Annotated in this window: 22 protein-coding genes; 11 read left to right on the forward strand and 11 right to left on the reverse strand. The window is 54.2% G+C overall.

Features of this window, described 5'->3' with window-relative positions:
- The 10 genes from ACYCZJ_RS08500 to ACYCZJ_RS08545 all read left to right on the forward strand — a co-directional run bounded on the left by ACYCZJ_RS08500 (position 1) and on the right by ACYCZJ_RS08545 (position 5,009).
- Positions 1-705: a YeeE/YedE thiosulfate transporter family protein gene (locus ACYCZJ_RS08500; protein ID WP_461553800.1), complete on the forward strand. Its 705-nt coding sequence runs from the start codon at positions 1-3 to the stop codon at positions 703-705.
- Positions 706-820: 115 nt separating this feature from the next.
- Positions 821-1,045, forward strand: a complete 225-nt coding sequence (locus ACYCZJ_RS08505; protein WP_461553801.1) for a sulfurtransferase TusA family protein — start codon at positions 821-823, stop codon at positions 1,043-1,045.
- Between the two features lie 10 nt (positions 1,046-1,055).
- Positions 1,056-1,274 carry a hypothetical protein gene (locus ACYCZJ_RS08510; protein ID WP_461553802.1) on the forward strand — a complete coding sequence of 73 codons (219 nt, stop codon included), beginning with the start codon at positions 1,056-1,058 and terminating at the stop codon, positions 1,272-1,274.
- A 99-nt stretch (positions 1,275-1,373) separates the two neighbouring features.
- Positions 1,374-1,646: a hypothetical protein gene (locus ACYCZJ_RS08515; RefSeq protein WP_461553803.1), complete on the forward strand. Its 273-nt coding sequence runs from the start codon at positions 1,374-1,376 to the stop codon at positions 1,644-1,646.
- An 11-nt stretch (positions 1,647-1,657) separates the two neighbouring features.
- Positions 1,658-2,632, forward strand: a complete 975-nt coding sequence (locus tag ACYCZJ_RS08520) for a hypothetical protein (RefSeq protein WP_461553804.1) — start codon at positions 1,658-1,660, stop codon at positions 2,630-2,632.
- Positions 2,633-2,923 (forward strand): hypothetical protein, encoded by a 291-nt coding sequence (locus tag ACYCZJ_RS08525; RefSeq protein ID WP_461553805.1) that lies wholly within the window; start codon positions 2,633-2,635, stop codon positions 2,921-2,923.
- A gap of 8 nt (positions 2,924-2,931) precedes the next feature.
- Positions 2,932-3,210: a hypothetical protein gene (locus ACYCZJ_RS08530; RefSeq protein ID WP_461553806.1), complete on the forward strand. Its 279-nt coding sequence runs from the start codon at positions 2,932-2,934 to the stop codon at positions 3,208-3,210.
- A gap of 11 nt (positions 3,211-3,221) precedes the next feature.
- Complete coding sequence (locus ACYCZJ_RS08535) at positions 3,222-3,416, forward strand: hypothetical protein (protein ID WP_461553807.1); 195 nt, start codon at positions 3,222-3,224, stop codon at positions 3,414-3,416.
- 18 nt (positions 3,417-3,434) lie between these two features.
- Complete coding sequence (locus tag ACYCZJ_RS08540; RefSeq protein ID WP_461553808.1) at positions 3,435-4,364, forward strand: sulfurtransferase; 930 nt, start codon at positions 3,435-3,437, stop codon at positions 4,362-4,364.
- A gap of 30 nt (positions 4,365-4,394) precedes the next feature.
- Positions 4,395-5,009 carry a c-type cytochrome gene (locus tag ACYCZJ_RS08545; RefSeq protein ID WP_461553809.1) on the forward strand — a complete coding sequence of 205 codons (615 nt, stop codon included), beginning with the start codon at positions 4,395-4,397 and terminating at the stop codon, positions 5,007-5,009.
- 48 nt (positions 5,010-5,057) lie between these two features.
- Here ACYCZJ_RS08545 and ACYCZJ_RS08550 read toward each other — a convergent pair whose 3' ends face one another.
- A complete protein-coding gene (locus tag ACYCZJ_RS08550; RefSeq protein WP_461553810.1) occupies positions 5,058-6,032 on the reverse strand; it encodes a 2Fe-2S iron-sulfur cluster-binding protein in 975 nt (324 codons plus the stop codon).
- A gap of 25 nt (positions 6,033-6,057) precedes the next feature.
- The gene (locus tag ACYCZJ_RS08555; RefSeq protein ID WP_461553811.1) at positions 6,058-6,426 is read right to left on the reverse strand and encodes a group I truncated hemoglobin; all 369 of its coding nucleotides are present in this window, start codon (positions 6,424-6,426) and stop codon (positions 6,058-6,060) included.
- Between the two features lie 200 nt (positions 6,427-6,626).
- Between ACYCZJ_RS08555 and ACYCZJ_RS08560 the strand changes: the two genes are divergently transcribed.
- The gene (locus tag ACYCZJ_RS08560; protein WP_461553812.1) at positions 6,627-7,097 is read left to right on the forward strand and encodes an Rrf2 family transcriptional regulator; all 471 of its coding nucleotides are present in this window, start codon (positions 6,627-6,629) and stop codon (positions 7,095-7,097) included.
- Positions 7,098-7,106: 9 nt separating this feature from the next.
- On the opposite strand, the gene ACYCZJ_RS08565 is transcribed toward ACYCZJ_RS08560, so the two are convergent.
- The 9 genes from ACYCZJ_RS08565 to ACYCZJ_RS08605 all read right to left on the reverse strand — a co-directional run bounded on the left by ACYCZJ_RS08565 (position 7,107) and on the right by ACYCZJ_RS08605 (position 18,431).
- Positions 7,107-8,444, reverse strand: a complete 1,338-nt coding sequence (locus tag ACYCZJ_RS08565; RefSeq protein WP_461553813.1) for a chloride channel protein — start codon at positions 8,442-8,444, stop codon at positions 7,107-7,109.
- Positions 8,445-8,644: 200 nt separating this feature from the next.
- Positions 8,645-9,838 (reverse strand): tetratricopeptide repeat protein, encoded by a 1,194-nt coding sequence (locus ACYCZJ_RS08570; protein WP_461553814.1) that lies wholly within the window; start codon positions 9,836-9,838, stop codon positions 8,645-8,647.
- Positions 9,835-10,797: an ExeA family protein gene (locus ACYCZJ_RS08575; protein ID WP_461553815.1), complete on the reverse strand. Its 963-nt coding sequence runs from the start codon at positions 10,795-10,797 to the stop codon at positions 9,835-9,837. The genes ACYCZJ_RS08570 and ACYCZJ_RS08575 overlap by 4 nt, the downstream gene beginning before the upstream one ends.
- A gap of 2 nt (positions 10,798-10,799) precedes the next feature.
- The gene (gene mshL, locus ACYCZJ_RS08580) at positions 10,800-12,557 is read right to left on the reverse strand and encodes a pilus (MSHA type) biogenesis protein MshL (protein ID WP_461553816.1); all 1,758 of its coding nucleotides are present in this window, start codon (positions 12,555-12,557) and stop codon (positions 10,800-10,802) included.
- A gap of 50 nt (positions 12,558-12,607) precedes the next feature.
- A complete protein-coding gene (locus ACYCZJ_RS08585; protein ID WP_461553817.1) occupies positions 12,608-13,012 on the reverse strand; it encodes a hypothetical protein in 405 nt (134 codons plus the stop codon).
- Positions 13,009-13,722, reverse strand: a complete 714-nt coding sequence (gene gspM / locus ACYCZJ_RS08590; protein ID WP_461553818.1) for a type II secretion system protein GspM — start codon at positions 13,720-13,722, stop codon at positions 13,009-13,011. Before gspM ends, ACYCZJ_RS08585 begins: the two co-directional genes overlap by 4 nt.
- Positions 13,719-14,357 (reverse strand): PilN domain-containing protein, encoded by a 639-nt coding sequence (locus ACYCZJ_RS08595; protein ID WP_461553819.1) that lies wholly within the window; start codon positions 14,355-14,357, stop codon positions 13,719-13,721. The genes gspM and ACYCZJ_RS08595 overlap by 4 nt, the downstream gene beginning before the upstream one ends.
- A complete protein-coding gene (locus tag ACYCZJ_RS08600) occupies positions 14,354-15,304 on the reverse strand; it encodes an agglutinin biogenesis protein MshI (RefSeq protein WP_461553820.1) in 951 nt (316 codons plus the stop codon). Before ACYCZJ_RS08600 ends, ACYCZJ_RS08595 begins: the two co-directional genes overlap by 4 nt.
- Positions 15,305-15,455: 151 nt before the next feature.
- Positions 15,456-18,431, reverse strand: a complete 2,976-nt coding sequence (locus ACYCZJ_RS08605) for a DUF6701 domain-containing protein (protein WP_461553821.1) — start codon at positions 18,429-18,431, stop codon at positions 15,456-15,458.
- Positions 18,432-18,465 lie beyond the last annotated feature (34 nt).

Here is an 18,465-nt window from a genome sequence, read left to right on the forward strand (position 1 = left end):
ATGACACCTGTGGCGGAATGCCTGTCGGCATTTATATTCGGTACCACCGTGGGACTGCTGGTACAGCGCTCTCGTTACTGCAATGTGGCGGCCCTGCGCGACGCCATGCTTTTCAAAACCTATCGCAATACCAAAGCCATGCTGGTCGCAATGATGATCATGACGCTGGGATTTACGGCATTCATCACCATCGGCGCGGGCAAGCCCATGCATTTCGATGTGGGTTTGAATACCTTTATCGGATTGTTTCTGTTCGGCCTGGGCATGGTGCTGGCCGGTGCGTGTACGGTGTCCACCTGGGTCAAGGCGGGTGAAGGCAATATCGGTGCAATCTGGGCGCTCCTGTTTACCTTCATCGGCATGTTCCTGTTTTCCCTGTTCTGGTCTTTCGATTTCTGGCCACCTGCACCACAAACCATGACCGGCGCACCCAATCTTGCCGGGTTGCAGTTCGGCTTCGCCAATGCGGCAACACTGCAAAGCAAGACCGGCATTCCGGCAATTGTATTCGGCGCATTGCAGACACTGGTCCTGTTAGCCATTTACCGTGCGATTTTAAAACGCGAACGTGCAGACGCACCCGTACCGGCATCGAAAGCTGCATCCGCTGAATCGGCAGCCTGCGATAGCTGGGCTGAGTCGCCCCTCGCGCAACCCGCGATACAAGGCGCCATGGCCAAATCCGAGGCAGGACAGTCTGCATAGTCAAATTACAAAAACATTCGAGGAGTCAATGATGGGATTTTTCAGTAAAAAAACCGAGGCCACGCCCAGCTCAGGGAAAGCAACGCAAGCCGTGTTACCGGACGGGAGCGAGCACATGATCAAGCAGCAAATAAACTGCCTGGGCGACTCCTGCCCACGCCCGCAGCTGATGACAAAAAAGGCGCTCAGCATGGCCATGCCTGGCGAGGTCATTGAAGTGCTGATTGATAACGCCACCTCCATGGAAGCCATACCTCCCATGATGAAAGACCTGCACAGTTCACACCTTGCCACCGTCAGGATGGACCGGTGCTGGCATGTCTACGTGCGCAAGAATTGAGGAGATGGCGATGCGCTTTGCAAAATTACAGATGATCGCGTTCTCGATATTGTCGGTAGTGATCAGTATCGGCGGCCTGGCCTATATCTTCATGGACCCACCTGTCTATCTTCATGCCACCCGTAACGGCGTGCCCTACTACACACCGCCGGTGATTAACCCCGCCGACGGCAAAGCGCTGGATTTGAACATGCTAGTACGTCATTACCAGGCAAAGGAGCCATCATGACTTTGGATTTTGAAACCATTCTGCAGATCATCATGTTCGTGGTGGCTTTTTACATCACTTATCTTTGCCTGACCAAGGACGTTTTCTGAGGATGCCGCGATGAAAAAGGAAATTCTGGTTTTTTGGTTGATGGCTTTGGTTGTCGCCTTCGGGCTATCGGCGTTCCTGTTCCGCTACGCCGCTGTAGCACCCGACGTATTGGCCAAATCACGCACCCCGCAACCGATGGAAAGCCTGCAGGATATCAATCTGGGTAGTAATTATGGAACCGTATCGGTCACTGATCTGGTCGGTTACTACATTGAACATCCACCTGCGCCACAAGGCAGTGCTGCCACGGACGACAGTCAGCACAAGTTCGGCGGCTGCTGAACTGGCCGGTCATGCGCAAATTTTTCACGGCCGTGCTTTTCCTGCTAGGGGTGACCCCGATCGGGAATGGCCACGCTGCTGATGCTGCGCTCAGCTATACCGATCAGGCATCCAGTCTGATCGGTCACGTCACTGTCGTGGATGCACGTTCGGAGGACGCCTGCCTGCATTCCACCATCCGTGGCGCCCATTGCCTGCCCGCTGCCAGCTTTCTTGGGCCACATGGACGACTTGCAAGCTTTCGCGAGATTTATTGGCTGCTGGGCACCGCCGGATTACCCGAACAGGCGCATGTATTGGTCGTGGGTGATGACCCCACCGAACGTGATTTCGTGGCCGGCATGCTGTATCTGTGCGGCCAGCGAAAAATATCCATTCTGACTGTTCCCGTCTCCCGGGGCGCTGGCCTGAAACAGACTCAAATGGGGGAAGGCACCGGCCGTGGAATGACGCGCAATCCGATTTACCAGGGTGTCGTACGCGAACAACGCATTGTGTTGCGCAGTGAGCTGGCGCAGGCATTGGCAACCGCTCACCCTCCGTCAATACTGGATGGGCGCAGCGAAAACGAGTATTGGGGAGAACGCATCCGGGCCATGCGCGGCGGCCATCTGCCGGACGCGCAGCCCCTGCCGATGCTCAAAGCTAGGGCGCAAATAGCCAAAGCCGATTTGCAGTTACCTTTGCGCAGTGGCGCCGTCGTCTATGCGAATGATCCGTTCGAAACGATTGCGTATTTCACCTTGCTCCGCGCCGGCGCCGGCGCGGATATACGAGTCTTTACTGATGGCTGGATAGATTGGGCGAATCACCCATCCCTGCCGATGGATTCCGTCACTTATCCGGACCCACTGGTCATTGGCAAGCTTGCCCAGCAACCGGCAACCCGCATGAACCAGGATCAAATTGCACTCTTGCTGGGCGGATTTCTGATGCTGGTCACGCTGTCAGCAGGATTTTTCTATCTGGGAAAAAGGAGAAGTTAGTTGGAAATGCTGTTTGTGATATCAACTGATCGGGGTAGTCATGTGCTGGCACCCTTGGCGCATGCCTGCATCCGGAAAGGCATCGCGTGGGGCTGTTTTTTTACCAATGACGGCGTTCGCATTCTTGCGGAAACAGACATTCGAAATCTGATGGGCGCAGCAAATCAGGCGATTGCCTGCGAGCATTCATGGCAACGTTTCATGGCCACGGAAAACTGCCCTGTAGAACTCGGCAGCCAGACCAATCACAGCGCCCTACTCGCTCACGCGGCACGGGTCATCACCATTTAAGGCTGAACATGACAAATTCCACCAAGACGGTTTTGCTGCTGGGGCGGCGCGATCATGCGGAGGCCATGCGTGTTGCCGCAGGATTAACGATTTTCGGCCATCAAGTCCGATTGGTGTTCATGCGCGCGCCGGTGGCAGACACTGAGGAAAATGCGGAACAGTTTGATTTATTGGAACTGGCCGATATTTCTCCCGAAACTACTGTAGCTGAAGAACAGTTGCCCTGGCTCGACTCTACCGCCCTGGCTGAAGCCATGCTCACTGCAGATTTCGTCATGAGTTTTTAGGGATATAAAAAATGAATGCAATGGATATCGTGGTACTGGAAACAGGCATTTTCCCCGATCGCGAGACCCTGACTCAGGTGGTCGAGCATCTGCAAAAGACGCATCACGTGTGGCGCTTTAATGCTACGCCAACAGGCAATACCGATCGGGATTGGGATCAGGCGCTACTGCGTCTGCTCGGTGCTGACCGGATCATCGTTGTTTAATAAAAGGAGGAATAAAGCATGAAACAAATATTGTTTTTGACAGTAGCCTGGTTGGCGGTCGCCAGCACCACCGTATTCGCGGCGAGCACCACCCCACTCGTGGACACGAACTGGATCAAGCAGAATTCCTGCAAGCCAGGTATTGTCGTTCTGGATATCCGCAACCAACTGGATGGCCACTCCAAAATGGACTATTTACGTGGCCATATTCCTTGCGCCGTCTATAGCGACTACATGAAAGATGGCTGGCGCGCGAAAGTAAACAACATTCCCGGCATGTTGCCTCCACTTCCGCAGATCGAGAAACTCATCGGTAGCCTGGGTATCGACAACAATAGCCATGTGGTGATTTATTCGGCAGGCACCAATGCGCTGGATATGGGCAGTGCCACCCGCGTTTACTGGACGTTCAAGGTGCTTGGGCATGACGACGTATCCATTCTGGATGGTGGGTATGCCGCTTACACGACGGACAAGGCCAACAAGATCCAGACGGGCATGAATCAACCGCAACCGAAAACCTTTGTAGCAAAATTCCGCAAGGACATGTATCCCACTGAGGCGGACGTAGAAAAAGCCAGAAAATCGGGCGATATACTGGTCGACAATCGCCCCAACGACCAGTACATGGGTGTCAATCGAACAGCCACGGTCAAACGGAATGGCACGATTCCGGGCGCGAAAAATCTGCCTGAAAGCTGGCTCACCGATAATAATGGCGGTCAATTCCGCAGCGTGGCTGAATTGGAGAAACTGTATAAGAATGCCGGCGTTCCCCTCAAGGGTGAGGAGATCAATTTCTGCAATACCGGTCACTGGGCTTCGTTGGGCTGGTTCGTTTCCAGCGAAGTTCTCGGTAATAAACAAGCCAGGGTATACGACGGATCCATGACCGAATGGAGTGCCGATCCCAAGCTGCCGGTAGAGCAGAAAATCAAGGTGGATTAACGCTCTGTGGGTTTGGGCCGCATTCTGGTCATGCTGATATTGTTCACCGCCGCCCTGCCAGGCTGGGCGGCCGGTGAGCATCAACAGCGCTTGCAGGTTGAGATCGCTGTTTTGTATGGCGACACCAGAATGCTGCTTGACCCCGCAACCCCGCCACTACGGCGTCAGGGTTTGCGCCAGCGTATCCGCAGCAGCCTGGGTACCCTCGGAATACTGACACGTTATGCCATTCAGGATGGTGCATCGTCACCAGCGGTATTAAAAAAACAGATCACTGATTTACGCCAGCTTTTTGGCACAGACAAGCTCCCCGCATTCGCTCGGCTACTGCAACAACTCAAAACCAGCCAGCCGTTGGATATTTCCGGGTTCTTACCGCTCACGCCAACACCACTGCGCCTGCGTACCGGTCAATCGATTTACCAGAACCTGTGCATGGGCTGCCATCTGAATCCAGACAAGGCTCAACCCAACCCGGCCCCGAATCTTTTCTCCATGGCCAAAACCTTACCCAGGGATGAGTTTATTGCGCGGGTGCTGGGAGGTATCCATGGTGTCCCTCTAACCTCACTGGAAAATCCGTTTACCAACGAAGAAATCATCAGCATGACCGCCTATTTTCGCCAGGGCCCACCCGCTCAATAAGCTACCTAATCCAGCTCAACCTTGGTCTGGTTCGCCACTGGAACAAGATTAGGCGGCAGCCAGCGTAAATGCATCCGCGTAAATATCCTGCATTGCAGCGCCGGTCAAAAACGCCTTTTTCCTGGCGATTTTTACCATGTCCGGATTGCCGCATATGAACACGCGCCATCCTGTCAATTTTCCGGTATCCGCCAATGCCAAATCCAGGGCTCGGCCTTGAGCATAGCCGGCATCCGTAACCGCTTCGCCGGAAATGCAGGGCGTATAGCTGAAATTGTCATGACGATCTGCCAGTGCGCGCAGTTCATTGACCAGATACAGTCCACGTGCATCCCGACTGCCATGATAAAGGCTGATTGGCCCGGTGTGGCCTTGTTCCAGCGCATCACGGGCTATGCCATACAGAGGAGCGAGCCCTGAGCCGGTTCCAATCAGCAAAATGGGCTGATCCATCTTGTCCGGCACATAAAAACAGTTGCCTGCAGCTGCGCTGATTTCGACAATATCACCTGCTTTAAGTTCCTGGTGCACCCAGTTGCTTACCCGCCCATCGGGTACTTTACGGATATGCAAGGTAAGATGTTTATCCTGCGTGGGTACGCTGGCCAGCGAATAGCTGCGCCCTATTGTGGCATCCTTGAATAGATTGATAAATTGCCCGGCCCGGTAATCGATCGGGGCTTCACAATACAATCCCACGCTAATGATTTCATGGTTGAGCGGCTTGATGCTCTGCACGACCACTTGCTTGCGTGCAGTACCTGCCGCCGGCAGACTGACCTCCATGTCTGCCTGGGGACGGCAACTGCAAGCAAGAAAATAATTCTGTATTTTCAGCGTTTCTTTCAGTCCGTTTTGCGAACCAGCCGGCAGATCGCCGGATACCGCCTGCATCATGCAAGTCTGACATATTCCGTTACGGCAGGAGGATGGAATGGGTACGCCATGTCCTGTCAATGCATCAAGCACCGACTGATCTTCAGTACAGTGATAAGTGTTGCCGTTGAAAGTCAGATTGGGCATGGCATTTCTCCTGGTGATTTTTCGATTATTTACCGAGAACGTCGTTGCGCGTTGTTTCGCATAGTGCTGCCACCTCAGCGATGTACTGTTGCGAAACATTGAGTTCCTGCAAAGTCGCAGCAAGGTTTTCGACTACCGCATCGAAATGGGCATCGTTCAGGCCTTTTTTCACCAGATGTGCATGGCCGCGCCGCATATCCAGTCCGCTATACTGATTCGGCCCACCGAAAGCCATGGTCAGGAATGCCTTTTGTTTGGCTGCTTGACGATCCATGTCAACATCGTCAAAAAAATCGCTAATGCGATCATCACTGAGTACCTTCCGGTAAAAAATATCAACTGCCGCATCCACTGCACCTTCGCCACCCAGCTTATTAAATAACGCATCATTCATTTGAATACCTTCACTGTCATTGAACTCATTAACATATATATTAAATATATGTTTTAGCCAAAAATAAAGGGCTGTTCGCCCTTAAATATATATATACAATCGACGATGTATATGAGCACATACTAATATGCAACCGGTCCCATGTCAAAAGAAGTATGCTAAAACGTATAATTCAATCTCGACAATGCCAGGCACACACCATGCAACTCACTCAATACACAGATTATTCTTTGCGAGTACTCATATACCTCAGCTTGATAGAGCCTGGGAAATTGGGAACCATCAGTGACATTGCGGGATTCTACGGCATTTCACGCAACCACTTGGTCAAGGTGGTGCACAATCTTGCGAATAATGGATTCATACATACGATACGCGGCAAACATGGTGGCATGCGACTGGCGCGCCCTGCTTCCAAAATCACCCTCGGTGAGGTAGTACGCCTGACTGAATCGAACTTCGACATCGCGGAATGCTTCAACAAAACTACCAACAATTGTGTGATCACGCCCGTCTGTGTGCTCAAATCCATCCTGGGTGAAGCGCGCAGTCTTTTTTTGCAAGAGCTTGATCGCCACACCATTGCTGATGCTGTGACTAAAAAAACCGTCCTGTCAAAACGTATTCATCTCCACTTGCCCCACGCTACACGACCACTGCCTGCAGGCTGAGGCAACACTTCAAACTGGTGTAGCCGCGTGCCGGTGAGTGCCAAAATATTTCTGGTGTGCCAGCGCCTCATACAGTGGGGGGGTGAGCAAGTTGGCAATGCGGCTACTGATCAGCGCCGTAGCCATCAGCGGGAGCACCAAGCCACCGCCGTTGATCATTTCCATCACAATAATGAAAGAGGTCAGCGGGGATTGTGTGACCGCAGCCAGATAACCCACCATGCAGATCGCCACTAATGCCGAGGGTGAAGTGCCGGAAAAAATCGCCGACATGACATGACCGAAACCTGCGCCTATGGATAGCGAAGGAGAAAATAAGCCGCCCGGAATACCGGTAATGTAGGACAGCACCAGCGCGAGCATTTTAGTGATTGGATATAACAGGCCTGTCGTGTGCGGCTCATTCAGCAGCAACGCACGCGCCTGATCGTAACCACTCCCCCAGGTATCGCCACCAGTGGCAATGCCGAGCAGCGCAATCAGCAGACCAAGACCGCCTCCCCACAACAGCGGCCGGCTTGCCCGAACATCGCGCAATTTTTTCGGAATCCAGCGCGTTTGCTTCAGTAACAGCAGATTGAACACCCCGCCAGCCGCGCCGCACAACACCGCGGCAATGACCACCGGCACCGCGAAGGATATGGGAAACATATTCGGCGCGCTGATTTGGCCAAAGTACAGATAATTTCCTGCCAGGGCCAGCGACACAAGGCCGGAAAACACAATTGCGGTGATCAGGGTGCCGTTCGTCCGCGCCTCGAAACTGCGCGTGATCTCTTCAATCGCAAACACAATGCCCGCCAGGGGGGTATTGAAAGCGCCGGACAACCCCGCGGCTGCGCCCGCCAACAACAAATTGCGTTCCAGCCGTGCGCTGGAGCGCGGATAAAAGCGCCGCATCTCATACATGACCGAAGCACCCACATGCACTGTCGGTCCCTCACGTCCGATGGTCAGGCCACCCAGCATGCCAAGCAGACCGACCCCGATCTTGCCAATGATGATACGCAAACCGAACAGCTGCGGAACCAGGAGACGGCGCCCCGGCGCATGCAGCGCTGCAATCACCTGGGGAATACCGCTACCTTCGCTGCCATCGAAATATTTTCTGGTCAGCCAGACACACGCGGCAGTCAGCGTGGGGGTGATCAGCAACGCGAGCCATTCGCGATCGGCGATCCAGCGGCCGAACTGTGCTTGCACGTCATTTGCCCACTGGGCAAACAGCACTGCCAACAGACCTACCAGTAATGCGCCTACCCAAAAAAAACCGTAGCTCAGCCACAAATGCCGCAGTTTGCGGCGGGTCAGGCGGAATATAGCGGCAATACGATGGTGCAGCAACATGTAGGCGGGTGATTTGGTTTGAGTGGGAATTATACCAGCGCGGGGTTGGCAGCGAGGGAAGCCCGCGAGGGCGATTTGTGAACATGGATTTGAGCGACTCGGCATGACGCGCTATGCGGTCCACCGCCACCCTGAAATACAAATAAGCCCGGCCCGGATTACGTACGCACACCGTATCACATCAGCATGGGTTATCGCGGTTAATGTTGTTTGAACTGCTTCAACTGCTGTTCCACGAATGCCAGCAACTCGGGGCTGAGAGAATTACTCGCCTTGGCTCTGAGAAATGCTTCCTGCGCTTCCGCCTGGTGATTTTCGCCCAGCAATGAGATACCCATCCCCATCAACCAGACGCCGGATCCGGGAACCTTGCGCAGCGCCAGCACATAATGCTCCACTGCTTCTTTGTTGCGTCCCTCGCGCTGCAACAGGGCCGCCAGAAAGGCCTGATAGTCGGGCTGCTCCGCAGCAAAAGGCAAGCTGCGCTGCAGCGTCTTCAGGGCACCCTGGGTATTCCCCTGTTCTACTTGCAGACGTGCCATGATCATGGCCAGGCCGGTTTGGCCAGGATTGAGCTTCAAGCCATCCTGCAGACTGCGCTCGGCCTCACCGTACCGCTTGCCGGCCACCAGCACACCTACCAGTGTTTGCCGCGCCGCCGTATTGCCGGGGTCGAATTGCAGCACGTTACCGAGGGATTCGATCGCTTCCGGCGTGCGTCCCTGCTGCAGCAAGGATATGGCTTTGCCATATTCGTTTTCGGCTCGCTGTTGCGGTGTAATTTCCTTGATCTGTTTAACAACCGGCATAGCCGCAGATGTTTCTTTTGGCCTGGCGTCTTCCCGGTCGCCAGATACGGAGGGCATCTGTGCCGGTGTAACCGCCTCTGGTTTTACGGTATTCGGGATGGGTTGAGACAATGCAGAATTGGCCACAACCGGAACGGGTGCAATGGGGTTTGGTTTAGTGACTGCCGGCGCAGCCGTTTCTGGCAATGGCCTTTTTTCCGTTGATTGCAACTGGGCAGTGGCAAGCTCCTGGACTGCGCTGAGCTGCATGGCCAGTTTCAAATCGGTGGAAGAATGCTGATTGGAGACAGGTGTTAGTCCGGATTGCTGCGCCGGACGTACGTCCGCGTGAATTTTTGCCTGCGTCAGCTCGCCTGTTACTGTGTTGACCGGCGTCACGACATTCACAACCCTGGAGGATGGCCACACCCTCCAGACAACCAGGCCAGTCACCACCACCAGGGTCACCAACAACATTACCCACCATGCAGGGTGTATCCGGCTACGTGCCGGGACTGCCCTGAGATGCGCAGACATCGATGCATCCCCGGTTCCTGTGGAGTGCCGGTTTTCCAGATCCTGCAGCATTTTATTGATCACGCTCATCGCAGTACCCATCCCAATGCGCTGCCGGCAATCAGTAGCATCGCAACGATCAACCACCAGCGCCACCCATTATTTCTGGCTGACCCGGTATCTTTTGCCGCGGCACGTACATGGCGTGCTCCTACCTGTTGTCTGCCTTCGCCATAGGCCAGCATCAGCGCCTTATGCGACATGATATTCACCAGCCGTGGAATGCCGCCGCTCGCCATATACAATTGCCTTATCGCACCACGGCTAAACAGACGGCCGCCTGCGTATCCAGCCACATTAAGACGATGCGAAAGATAATAATCCATATCGTCGCGCCGCAACGGGCCTAGATGGTAATGGAAAGTAATGCGCTGGTTCAGCTGGCGAATTGAATCCTGCTGCAATTTCTGGTTGAGCTCCGGTTGCCCGAACAACACGATCTGCAGAAGCTTGCGCTTTTCCGTTTCCAGGTTGGTCAGCAGGCGGATTGCCTCCAGGCTCTCCAGCGGCATCGCCTGGGCTTCATCCAGACACAACACCACTTGCTTACCCTGCCGGGCAAACTCCAGCAGTGCCCCGGTCAGTGATTTGAGCAAATGATGCTGGTCGACATCCGGCTTCAAAACGATACCCAACTCATCCGCAAGCGCCAGAAGCAAGGCATGGGGAGTCAGGTAGGGATTGGGAATATAGGCGGTAACAAAGCGCTGTGCCGGGTTGCCCGGCTTTGCGCCCCGTTCCTGATCCGGTCCACTATCCGAAACAACAGCAGCACCGTGGTTCATGTTAATGCTCGCCATGAACTGTCGGCATAACAGCGTCTTGCCTGTGCCCACTTCACCGGTGATTTTGATAAACCCTTCACCGTGCCTGATGGCGATCAACAGGGTATTCAGTGCTTCCTGATAATCGGTGCAGGCAAAAAAGAAACTGGTATCCGGTGTGATGCCGAAAGGTGCTTCACGCAAACCGAAATGGGCAAGATACATACTCAGTGCTGGCCCGTTGTCCCCATGCTCGATCCATCCTCAAAAGTATTGCCAGGCCGCAATTTCTGGATACGCTCGCGGCTGTTGAGAATATCCTGTCCCCAGTCACTGTCACCCTGCACCACCGTTGTCTTCAGCAGAATCACCAGTTCTCGCTTCTGGCTGACGCGGTTGGTGTTGCGGAACAGTGATCCGAATACCGGCACCTCGCCGGCAACCGGCACTTCGGAGCGATCATCGGTCATGGATTGCCGCATCAATCCGCCTATGGCGACGATGCTGCCATCCTGAACGCGCACCACGCTATCCGTCTCGGACACCGCGCTGGATGCCAGCGGAAGATTCAGCGAACCCAGCGTACCGCCAAGATTAATTGTTTTGAGATTCTCGGTGACCAGGCTCACCGAAGGATGGATATGTAAAATAATCTCGCCGTCTTCGGAAATCTGTGGCGTCACATCCAGCGCAATGCCCGAGAAAAATGGCTGCAGCGTCACGTTAGGCGTAGTCGTGGTCGCAGTGCCCGTGACCGTGGTCGAGCTTACGTTGGTGACGAAAAAATCATCCGTGCCCACTTTAAGCACCGCCATCTGGTTATTCAGCGTGGCGATACGCGGGCTGGACAACACATGCACCGTACCCTGCGTATTCAGGAACGACAGCAGCGCGGCAAAATTACTGGTCTGATAGGCCAGACCGAACAGACCATTGGCGGCCGTTGCTGCACTGGCCGTCGCAATATTTGCCAAGCTAGAACCCGGCGTCGCTGCAAGAGTGGGGCTGGTCAGAGCACCATTCGCACTCAGCGACGTTCCTGGTGCCACCGAACCTACCGACAATCCAGACCTGAATGCCGCCCAGTTAATACCTGCCTGATAACCGCTATTGAGTTGCACCTCGATGATCTTGGCTTCCAGCATGACCTGACGGTCAACCGATAACTGCGTGGCTTTCAGATAATTCTGCACATGCCGTAATTCATTGGGCATCGCGCGAATCAGCACCACACCCGATTGAGGGCTCACCACCACCTTGCGGCCATCTTTATCGCCGATGATTGCCGTCAACGAGTTTTTCAATTCGCTCCAGAAATCGGTTTCAGTGTCGGTCGTTATTTTGCTGGTTTCGAATGCACGGCTGGTCGGCGCGCCGGTGGTCGTGGTCGTACCGCCGGGTGTAGTCGGCCCGGTAGACGATGAGTTGCTTACAGAGCCGGAAATCACGCGGATATCGGAAGCGCCTTTACGCTGGCCGCTGATATAGTTCAGCTTGAATACCCGCGTCTGCATGGTCAGCGGCTGAATGAAAATACGGGTACCTTCCACCTTGTAATCGTAGCCGTAGAGCTCACGGATGGCGTCCAGTGCTTCAAATACGGTAACGTTCTTGAGATTGACCGAGATGGTGCCGCTTACCTCAGGGTTGATCAGCATGCTGTAACGGGTACCCGACACGATCCCCAGAAATACCTGTGTGGCCGGCGCATCGCTGACGACCAGGTCGAATCTTTGCTCGGGTGGTTTATTGACCTTGGGCATTTCAATTTTAAGCGCTGGCAAAAGAGCCGCATTCACCGCTCCCTGGGGGGCTGGCTTTACCTGCGCTGCAGCCGCCGTGCTGAGTTCGGTATTGATTTCCTTGAATGTGGAATTATCCCGCGCACCCATATTGGCACATCCAGTGAGCGCCAGCGCCGCCAGGCCCAACAAGACTGGTAAAACCCAAGCCATCTCCCGTGTATCGTGAGTCTGCGATTGCATGGATATCATTCGTTTCTGCATTTTTTCTACCTTTTTGCCTGCCGGGACGATCAGTGTTTATGGTGCTGACTGCGCATGAGGATACGTTTTCCGACATCAGGAAATAGTTTCAATGTCTGCAAACCACTGCCGCTTTTCAAAATGACTTCGTCTTCGCTAATCCTGACTACTCGCGCGTCGCCCAACTTCTCCCCGATTGTGAAACGCTGACCACTGATGATTGCCGAACGCTGGTGTGCCGAAATAAGCACGGATTGTAACTGGGGACCGCTTGTCACCAGCGGTCCCGCGTTTCCTGGAGATAAATCGGCCGGTGGACGCGTCGGATCCTGCAGTTCTCCGCTGGCGCAGGCCAAAGGCGCAAACAGACACGCGCACACAAAATAGCCAAGCGCGGCGAAACGCCGGTGCTTAACCCGCTTTCGTTGACCGATTTGCCGAATGATCGCATTCATAGCGCCAGCCATGCTTTATCCATACTCAAGGTGTACAACCGCAAGGTAAGCGTCTCCTTGGGATATTGATCCACATCCAGATCTGCCTTACCCCAGAACATATGCCAGGGTAGCGCCTCTATCTCAGACAGATAACGCAATAGATCCAGATAGCTGCCTTCCACCGTAATTTCGACCCCGTGTTTGTAGACAAGATTTTCCGCGGAACCTGGTTTCACCTGAGCCGGTTTTTCTGCTTCGCCTGCCACCTTGCCGGCGGACTTCGTTTCCGGTTCTCCCAGAGAGGTGACCGGCAGTGTTTTCAATGACACCAGGTGTAATGACTTGTTGTGCCGCAAAATGTCTTGCAGCAATACCGGCATTCGCTGCGGCGGCACCAGACCGCTTTGTATGTCTGCGAGCGTCTTTCCGGTTTGCTCATACTGCCCCCGCAAGTGGGTCAGCCGCGCGCGCAGGGCAACATCAGGATCGGCATTCCAGGTCTTCACCAGCGTCTGGATTTGCATCTCCATTGCGTTGGATTTTTCCTGTGTCCGGGTAATCTGTTGCTGCAGTTTTTTGTGCTGCGCCAGCAATGGGTCGATTAGAACAGTATTCACCAATACGACCAGAATAACCGCAGCCGCAAGAAAAATCAGGGTGCGCTCGCGCAAACTCATTGCATCAACGCGGTCGGCCAGGCGTCTCCATTGTGCTTTCAATGCGCTCATTTGGCAGGCTCCGCTTCCATTTTGCGCAAACTGAACTCGATGTACGGGGGAATGGGTGCCGGTTTTCCATCCGCAGTTTTTTCAATCTCGGGCCGGTGCATTTCCAGCATACTGAATGTCTTGCCTGCCAGTACCGGCTCTTTTTTCAAATGATTGATGAACACAGGCACCAGCTCAGGCTGCAGGGTTCGGCCATTAATCGCCATATCGCTCCCCGTACCCGATACGTGGAACCCGGTGATCCACAATCCGCTCAGCGTCTGCCGGGACAACGCACGCAGATATTCCGAAAATCCCCTGGTATTGCCCAACTCACCTTTACCAAGCAGTTCAATGACCTGAGCCCGCGCCATCACCTGCCCATCCATCTGCGCAATCTCGTCCTGCAACAATTTACTCGGGTGGCGCGGACCAAAAGCAGCCGACGTTTGCGCCAGGCGCAATTGGGTAGCCTGAAAGGATTTTTCGGCCTGCACGGACTGCTTTTCGAGTGCCGAAGTGCGATACCAGGCAAAACCGTAAACCAGCAGCGAACCCAGCAGAATAAGACCTAGCGCCTGCACCATGGTGACAGTGGAGAAATACTTCTCCTGCTTGCGGAACAGCGGGTTGTAAAGGTTGATCTGCTGGCTCACAGTACCTTTACCTCTTGTCGTAGCGCAGCGCCCAGCGCCATGAAATAACGCTGTTGCTGTGCCGGCTGTTCCAGCGCCGGCACCTTGGAAATATCCAGGACGGCATCCAGATTCAAGGTTTCAACCGGCATGTATAAATTGGCCGCCAGATATTCCTGCAAACCTGCATTACCATCACCCAATGGCGCAAGCACCAATTTGGCAACCGCAATAAACCGGAACTGCCTTTCAAAATGATCGAACGAGCGCTGCAGCTCCAGCGTAACCCGGTCAAAACACGCATTTTTCTGATCGATATCACCCTGCTGCAATTGCTCCAGCGTCACGTCAAAACGCCGCGACAGATACAATTCGCCGGTATAGGTGATCGTGAGCAAGGCACCTGCACTATCAAAGGACAGCAATGCCAGACCACGGTCTTGCGGCTCCAGCAGGGCGGAAATATTGCGTTGCGCCATTTCCGGGATATCGATTACCCGCAACGGGATTTTGACTTGCTCGAATAACGTCTGACGTTGCTTGATAAATGGAGAGTGCCCTACTACTGCATACATGGCGCCTTTGCGCTCAGGCGCATTTTTATCACCCGGGATATCCAGCACATCAATGGTCGCATCATCGATGTGAAAATCCAGCAGGTCCTTCAAACGCCAGCGAATTGCCGTTTTGAGCTCTTCCTGGGGCACGTTGGGCGTATCCACGGCTAACAGCTTATACTCCCCCTGGTTAAGCAAATTCGTGCACTCATAACTATCCGTGCGCAGTTCTCTGGACAGTTTTTCCAAGGTGGCATCAACTTGCGTTTTCTCAATGGCATAAAACGCAACCAGCCCGACCTGGGGCTGAGCTGCTGGTATAGGCGTGATATGCGCCATATAAATACCATCCCCCTGAATATTGATGGACAACCAGCCGGCAATTTTTGTTGTTTTCGAGAATAGACGCATGCCCATAGCCATTTGTAAAATTCACTTGAAATTAAATCAATAAGCCATTGTTGTCAATTGGCTTTTGTCTTTTTCTGTTTCAGTTTATCCAAATCGTCATTTCTACGCTTTGCTTTAACCAGCATTCTCAATGACGCGCAGCTTGCCAGGTTTAATACATTTCCCGCATATAAATAAATTCATTCGCGTTTTTATACACACCGAATGTCGCGCGTCCCAGCGGGTTCTGGTTATAGTTTGTGCCTGACCATTTGCCTTGCAGATACGATTGATTGGCTGCCGTGACAGGCTGTTGGGTGGTCGGCAATGGCGCCACGCATGTCAATCCGGTGGCAGTCGCACCCAGGTTCACGGTAAGGTCTACACTGCCATTATTACCTGCGCCCGGTTTCACCAATTTCAGATTGCCGCTTTTCCCACTACTCAGACGGCCGCTCACAGAAATGGCTGTCTTGCAGGGACTCAGGTTCGTCAAATAATTACCCATGGCAATGTTGGTGGCAGTGATGGTCGTGCAACTGTCTGCCGTATTGGTGACAAACACATTTCCATTCCAGTATTGCGCTTCGACGGGAATCGGCAAATCCAGCAATTCCGAACCAAATGCGTTGCTGAGCCTCAACCTTCCATAGCGGAACAGGTTGCCGGAATCGAAAGCAATACCGCTTCCCGCGCCATTGAATACGGCGGGGGTTGTCGTGCTGATGGTGCCGTTTCCTGTTACCAATGCTTCGCTAGTGTCGCTGACACTCAGATTCAGCGAAATATTGGCGTTGAAAGGTGCCTGCGGTGTGGTCAGGCTACGCACATAGGCGAGCAGGTCAGTGCCGTTGACGTTTTCGCTGCCGGTACCGTTATTGCTGGATGTCACCGTCGGCAGGGTCGTCAGGCCGGTATCCAGCGTCCCTGACGGACTGGTGTAGGTGTAGGCAGCCGTCGGACGCCACAGGCTGCCGCTGTAGTTCTGTGTCGTGGCACCCGCGGTGTTCTGGGCGGTGATCAAGGCCTGCGGCGGTGTCTTGTAACCAAAGCCCTGGCCAATATAGGTAAAGGAGCGTGAGGTGCAGGTAGCATCGTTGAAGGTCAGGAACGCAGGCGTATTGCCTGTCGTTACACTGAAATGATCGGGGACAAAACGGCCTACGACAAGCGGGCTGGAACATATGTACAACCCGGCGCAACTGGCCGACGTGCCATCTCCCGCATCGACACTGGCAAAAGTCATGTCCTGCAATTGCAGGGTAAATGCGCCTGCTTCGGTGTAACCAGCACTTGATGAGCTGAAAACACCACCTACGGCGGCAGCCCCCCCCACCGTGAAGATGCCGAAACTGGTTGTACAACCCGAGCCGGAGCAGGCGGTCAGATTGGCCGACGGAATACCCGTGTAATTAGCGGTCACTCCCGGTGTCGCAAGTGCATTGATCGCCGTCGCAGTCAGGCTAAATGGTTGTCCGGCTTTATGCACATTCCCGCCAGTTGCACCCATATTATTCAGACTACGAGTGGTACCGGCACTCTGCCAGTTGGCGTCGGTCACGCTGAAGCCGGAAAAACTGGCCGGACGAATGGCGAAGTTGTCGGTTGAGCAGCCCACCGCCGTGGGGGTGCCGGTAGCCGGATAAGTAATGCGTACCCTCACGTTGCGCCAGGCGTTGTTTTCCTGAAAAGAGACCGTCTTGCGCCCATTGTCGGTTAGCGCAAAAACCGGATTCGAAGCCAGGGTTTGTATTGTTGGCCAGGCCGCATTACAGCCGTTCGCATCCAGCGCGCCGCCCGCGCTGCTATTCAGCAGTTCCACTTTTACTACGCCGGTGAACGTGGTCAGGATGGCGTTTTTGGCAGTATTGAGCGCGATCAGATCAAGATTGAACGGGGAACCGGCTATCTTGGTCTGGATGAAGCCGGTGGTTGCGCCCGCCACGGTCGCGGTGTCGTAGGCATTGAACCCGCCCGGCGGTGGCACAGCACCGCTTTCCGGCGTGCCCAGCGTGGCGGGGACCACGCTCCATTCCACATCGTCAACCAGAAACCAGCTTTTATATTGGTTGAAATTGTCGACCCTGATTTCCAGCGTAACCGCTTTTCCTGCTACCGAACTCAAACTCGCCGAACAAAGCGTCCAGGGCTCCTGCCTGCGGTCGTAAACGGCGCTCATGCCCAAAGTGTGATTGTCGGATTTGGTGCCGTTATCCCAATCGTTGTAATAGCCATAGCCCGGATTTTTATTCGAAGCTGAATTGGTACTGTAGTTAGGGCCGAACGGGCAAGTGGAATAATTGTTTAACTGAGGGCCAGCTATATCCAGCAACACCGCCGAATTGGACGGATTAAGCAAGCGCACGCGGATAAAATCATAATAGGATGTATTGCCATTGACGGCGCTGTCCCACCCTTCGGGCTTGAGCTGAATATTGAAGGTACCAGGATTGGTCGCAGGCACGGTAAAGCTCCTGGTTAGCGTGGCGCTACCGCCACTATCCGCATTGGAGCGATAGCCCATCAAATAGGAATACTGGCCTGTATTGGGATTACCGTCGGTATTGAATGGACTCGGGCTGCCATTCGGGTCGGACACGCCCACCGTCTCTGCCGGGCGCATCTGGATATCCATGCCGTTATTTGAACGTGTCGAAGCCGACCAGCCAGCCGGTGTGGCAGTACCCGTCGCACCCACTTCAAAATTTCCGTTGATAGGTGGTTGCGGATTCGCCGCCTTCAGGCCATTGGCCACGATATCGAAATACAGGTAATACGTCGCCGGCCCCGCATCCTGCAAAATGAAGCGTACTTCGCCACGGCCATTGCCTGTCGCATCGGTGGCACCGGCATACACTGTATCGGTAAATTCCTGCGTGGCGCTCAGCGTTATGCCGTCCGCACGTGTTATGCGGGGTGAGTTGACATCGAACGTACCCGCGACGCCCAGCGTCGTCAGCAGGGCATTGAAATCCACATCCACCTTGATGGTGCTGTTGACGCTGGCCCCGGCGGGCACATTGATCGGCACACGATAATTCCAGGCAGCATTAAACCAGGCAGCAGAGGCCACAACCGGCATCAGAACCATCAATATCCCGAGCAGGCAGGCACGAACTGTCCCCGGCCTCGGCATGGTGTGAAGCATGCGGAAAAATCTGTCCTTCATTTTGTTAGTGATT

The organism is Sulfuriferula sp., assembly GCF_054605375.1.

What these genes read in the sequence shown, in the direction of transcription:
- ACYCZJ_RS08500 (WP_461553800.1), top strand. Translation starts at nt 1, where the DNA reads ATGACACCTGTGGCGGAATGCCTGTCGGCATTTATATTCGGTACCACC.
- ACYCZJ_RS08505 (WP_461553801.1), top strand. Translation starts at nt 821, where the DNA reads ATGATCAAGCAGCAAATAAACTGCCTGGGCGACTCCTGCCCACGCCCG.
- ACYCZJ_RS08510 (WP_461553802.1), top strand. Translation starts at nt 1,056, where the DNA reads ATGCGCTTTGCAAAATTACAGATGATCGCGTTCTCGATATTGTCGGTA.
- ACYCZJ_RS08515 (WP_461553803.1), top strand. Translation starts at nt 1,374, where the DNA reads ATGAAAAAGGAAATTCTGGTTTTTTGGTTGATGGCTTTGGTTGTCGCC.
- ACYCZJ_RS08520 (WP_461553804.1), top strand. Translation starts at nt 1,658, where the DNA reads ATGCGCAAATTTTTCACGGCCGTGCTTTTCCTGCTAGGGGTGACCCCG.
- ACYCZJ_RS08530 (WP_461553806.1), top strand. Translation starts at nt 2,932, where the DNA reads ATGACAAATTCCACCAAGACGGTTTTGCTGCTGGGGCGGCGCGATCAT.
- ACYCZJ_RS08535 (WP_461553807.1), top strand. Translation starts at nt 3,222, where the DNA reads ATGAATGCAATGGATATCGTGGTACTGGAAACAGGCATTTTCCCCGAT.
- ACYCZJ_RS08540 (WP_461553808.1), top strand. Translation starts at nt 3,435, where the DNA reads ATGAAACAAATATTGTTTTTGACAGTAGCCTGGTTGGCGGTCGCCAGC.
- ACYCZJ_RS08545 (WP_461553809.1), top strand. Translation starts at nt 4,395, where the DNA reads ATGCTGATATTGTTCACCGCCGCCCTGCCAGGCTGGGCGGCCGGTGAG.
- ACYCZJ_RS08550 (WP_461553810.1), bottom strand. Translation starts at nt 6,032, where the DNA reads ATGCCCAATCTGACTTTCAACGGCAACACTTATCACTGTACTGAAGAT.
- ACYCZJ_RS08555 (WP_461553811.1), bottom strand. Translation starts at nt 6,426, where the DNA reads ATGAATGATGCGTTATTTAATAAGCTGGGTGGCGAAGGTGCAGTGGAT.
- ACYCZJ_RS08560 (WP_461553812.1), top strand. Translation starts at nt 6,627, where the DNA reads ATGCAACTCACTCAATACACAGATTATTCTTTGCGAGTACTCATATAC.
- ACYCZJ_RS08565 (WP_461553813.1), bottom strand. Translation starts at nt 8,444, where the DNA reads ATGTTGCTGCACCATCGTATTGCCGCTATATTCCGCCTGACCCGCCGC.
- ACYCZJ_RS08570 (WP_461553814.1), bottom strand. Translation starts at nt 9,838, where the DNA reads ATGAGCGTGATCAATAAAATGCTGCAGGATCTGGAAAACCGGCACTCC.
- ACYCZJ_RS08575 (WP_461553815.1), bottom strand. Translation starts at nt 10,797, where the DNA reads ATGTATCTTGCCCATTTCGGTTTGCGTGAAGCACCTTTCGGCATCACA.
- mshL (WP_461553816.1), bottom strand. Translation starts at nt 12,557, where the DNA reads ATGCAATCGCAGACTCACGATACACGGGAGATGGCTTGGGTTTTACCA.
- ACYCZJ_RS08585 (WP_461553817.1), bottom strand. Translation starts at nt 13,012, where the DNA reads ATGAATGCGATCATTCGGCAAATCGGTCAACGAAAGCGGGTTAAGCAC.
- gspM (WP_461553818.1), bottom strand. Translation starts at nt 13,722, where the DNA reads ATGAGCGCATTGAAAGCACAATGGAGACGCCTGGCCGACCGCGTTGAT.
- ACYCZJ_RS08600 (WP_461553820.1), bottom strand. Translation starts at nt 15,304, where the DNA reads ATGCGTCTATTCTCGAAAACAACAAAAATTGCCGGCTGGTTGTCCATC.
- ACYCZJ_RS08605 (WP_461553821.1), bottom strand. Translation starts at nt 18,431, where the DNA reads ATGCTTCACACCATGCCGAGGCCGGGGACAGTTCGTGCCTGCCTGCTC.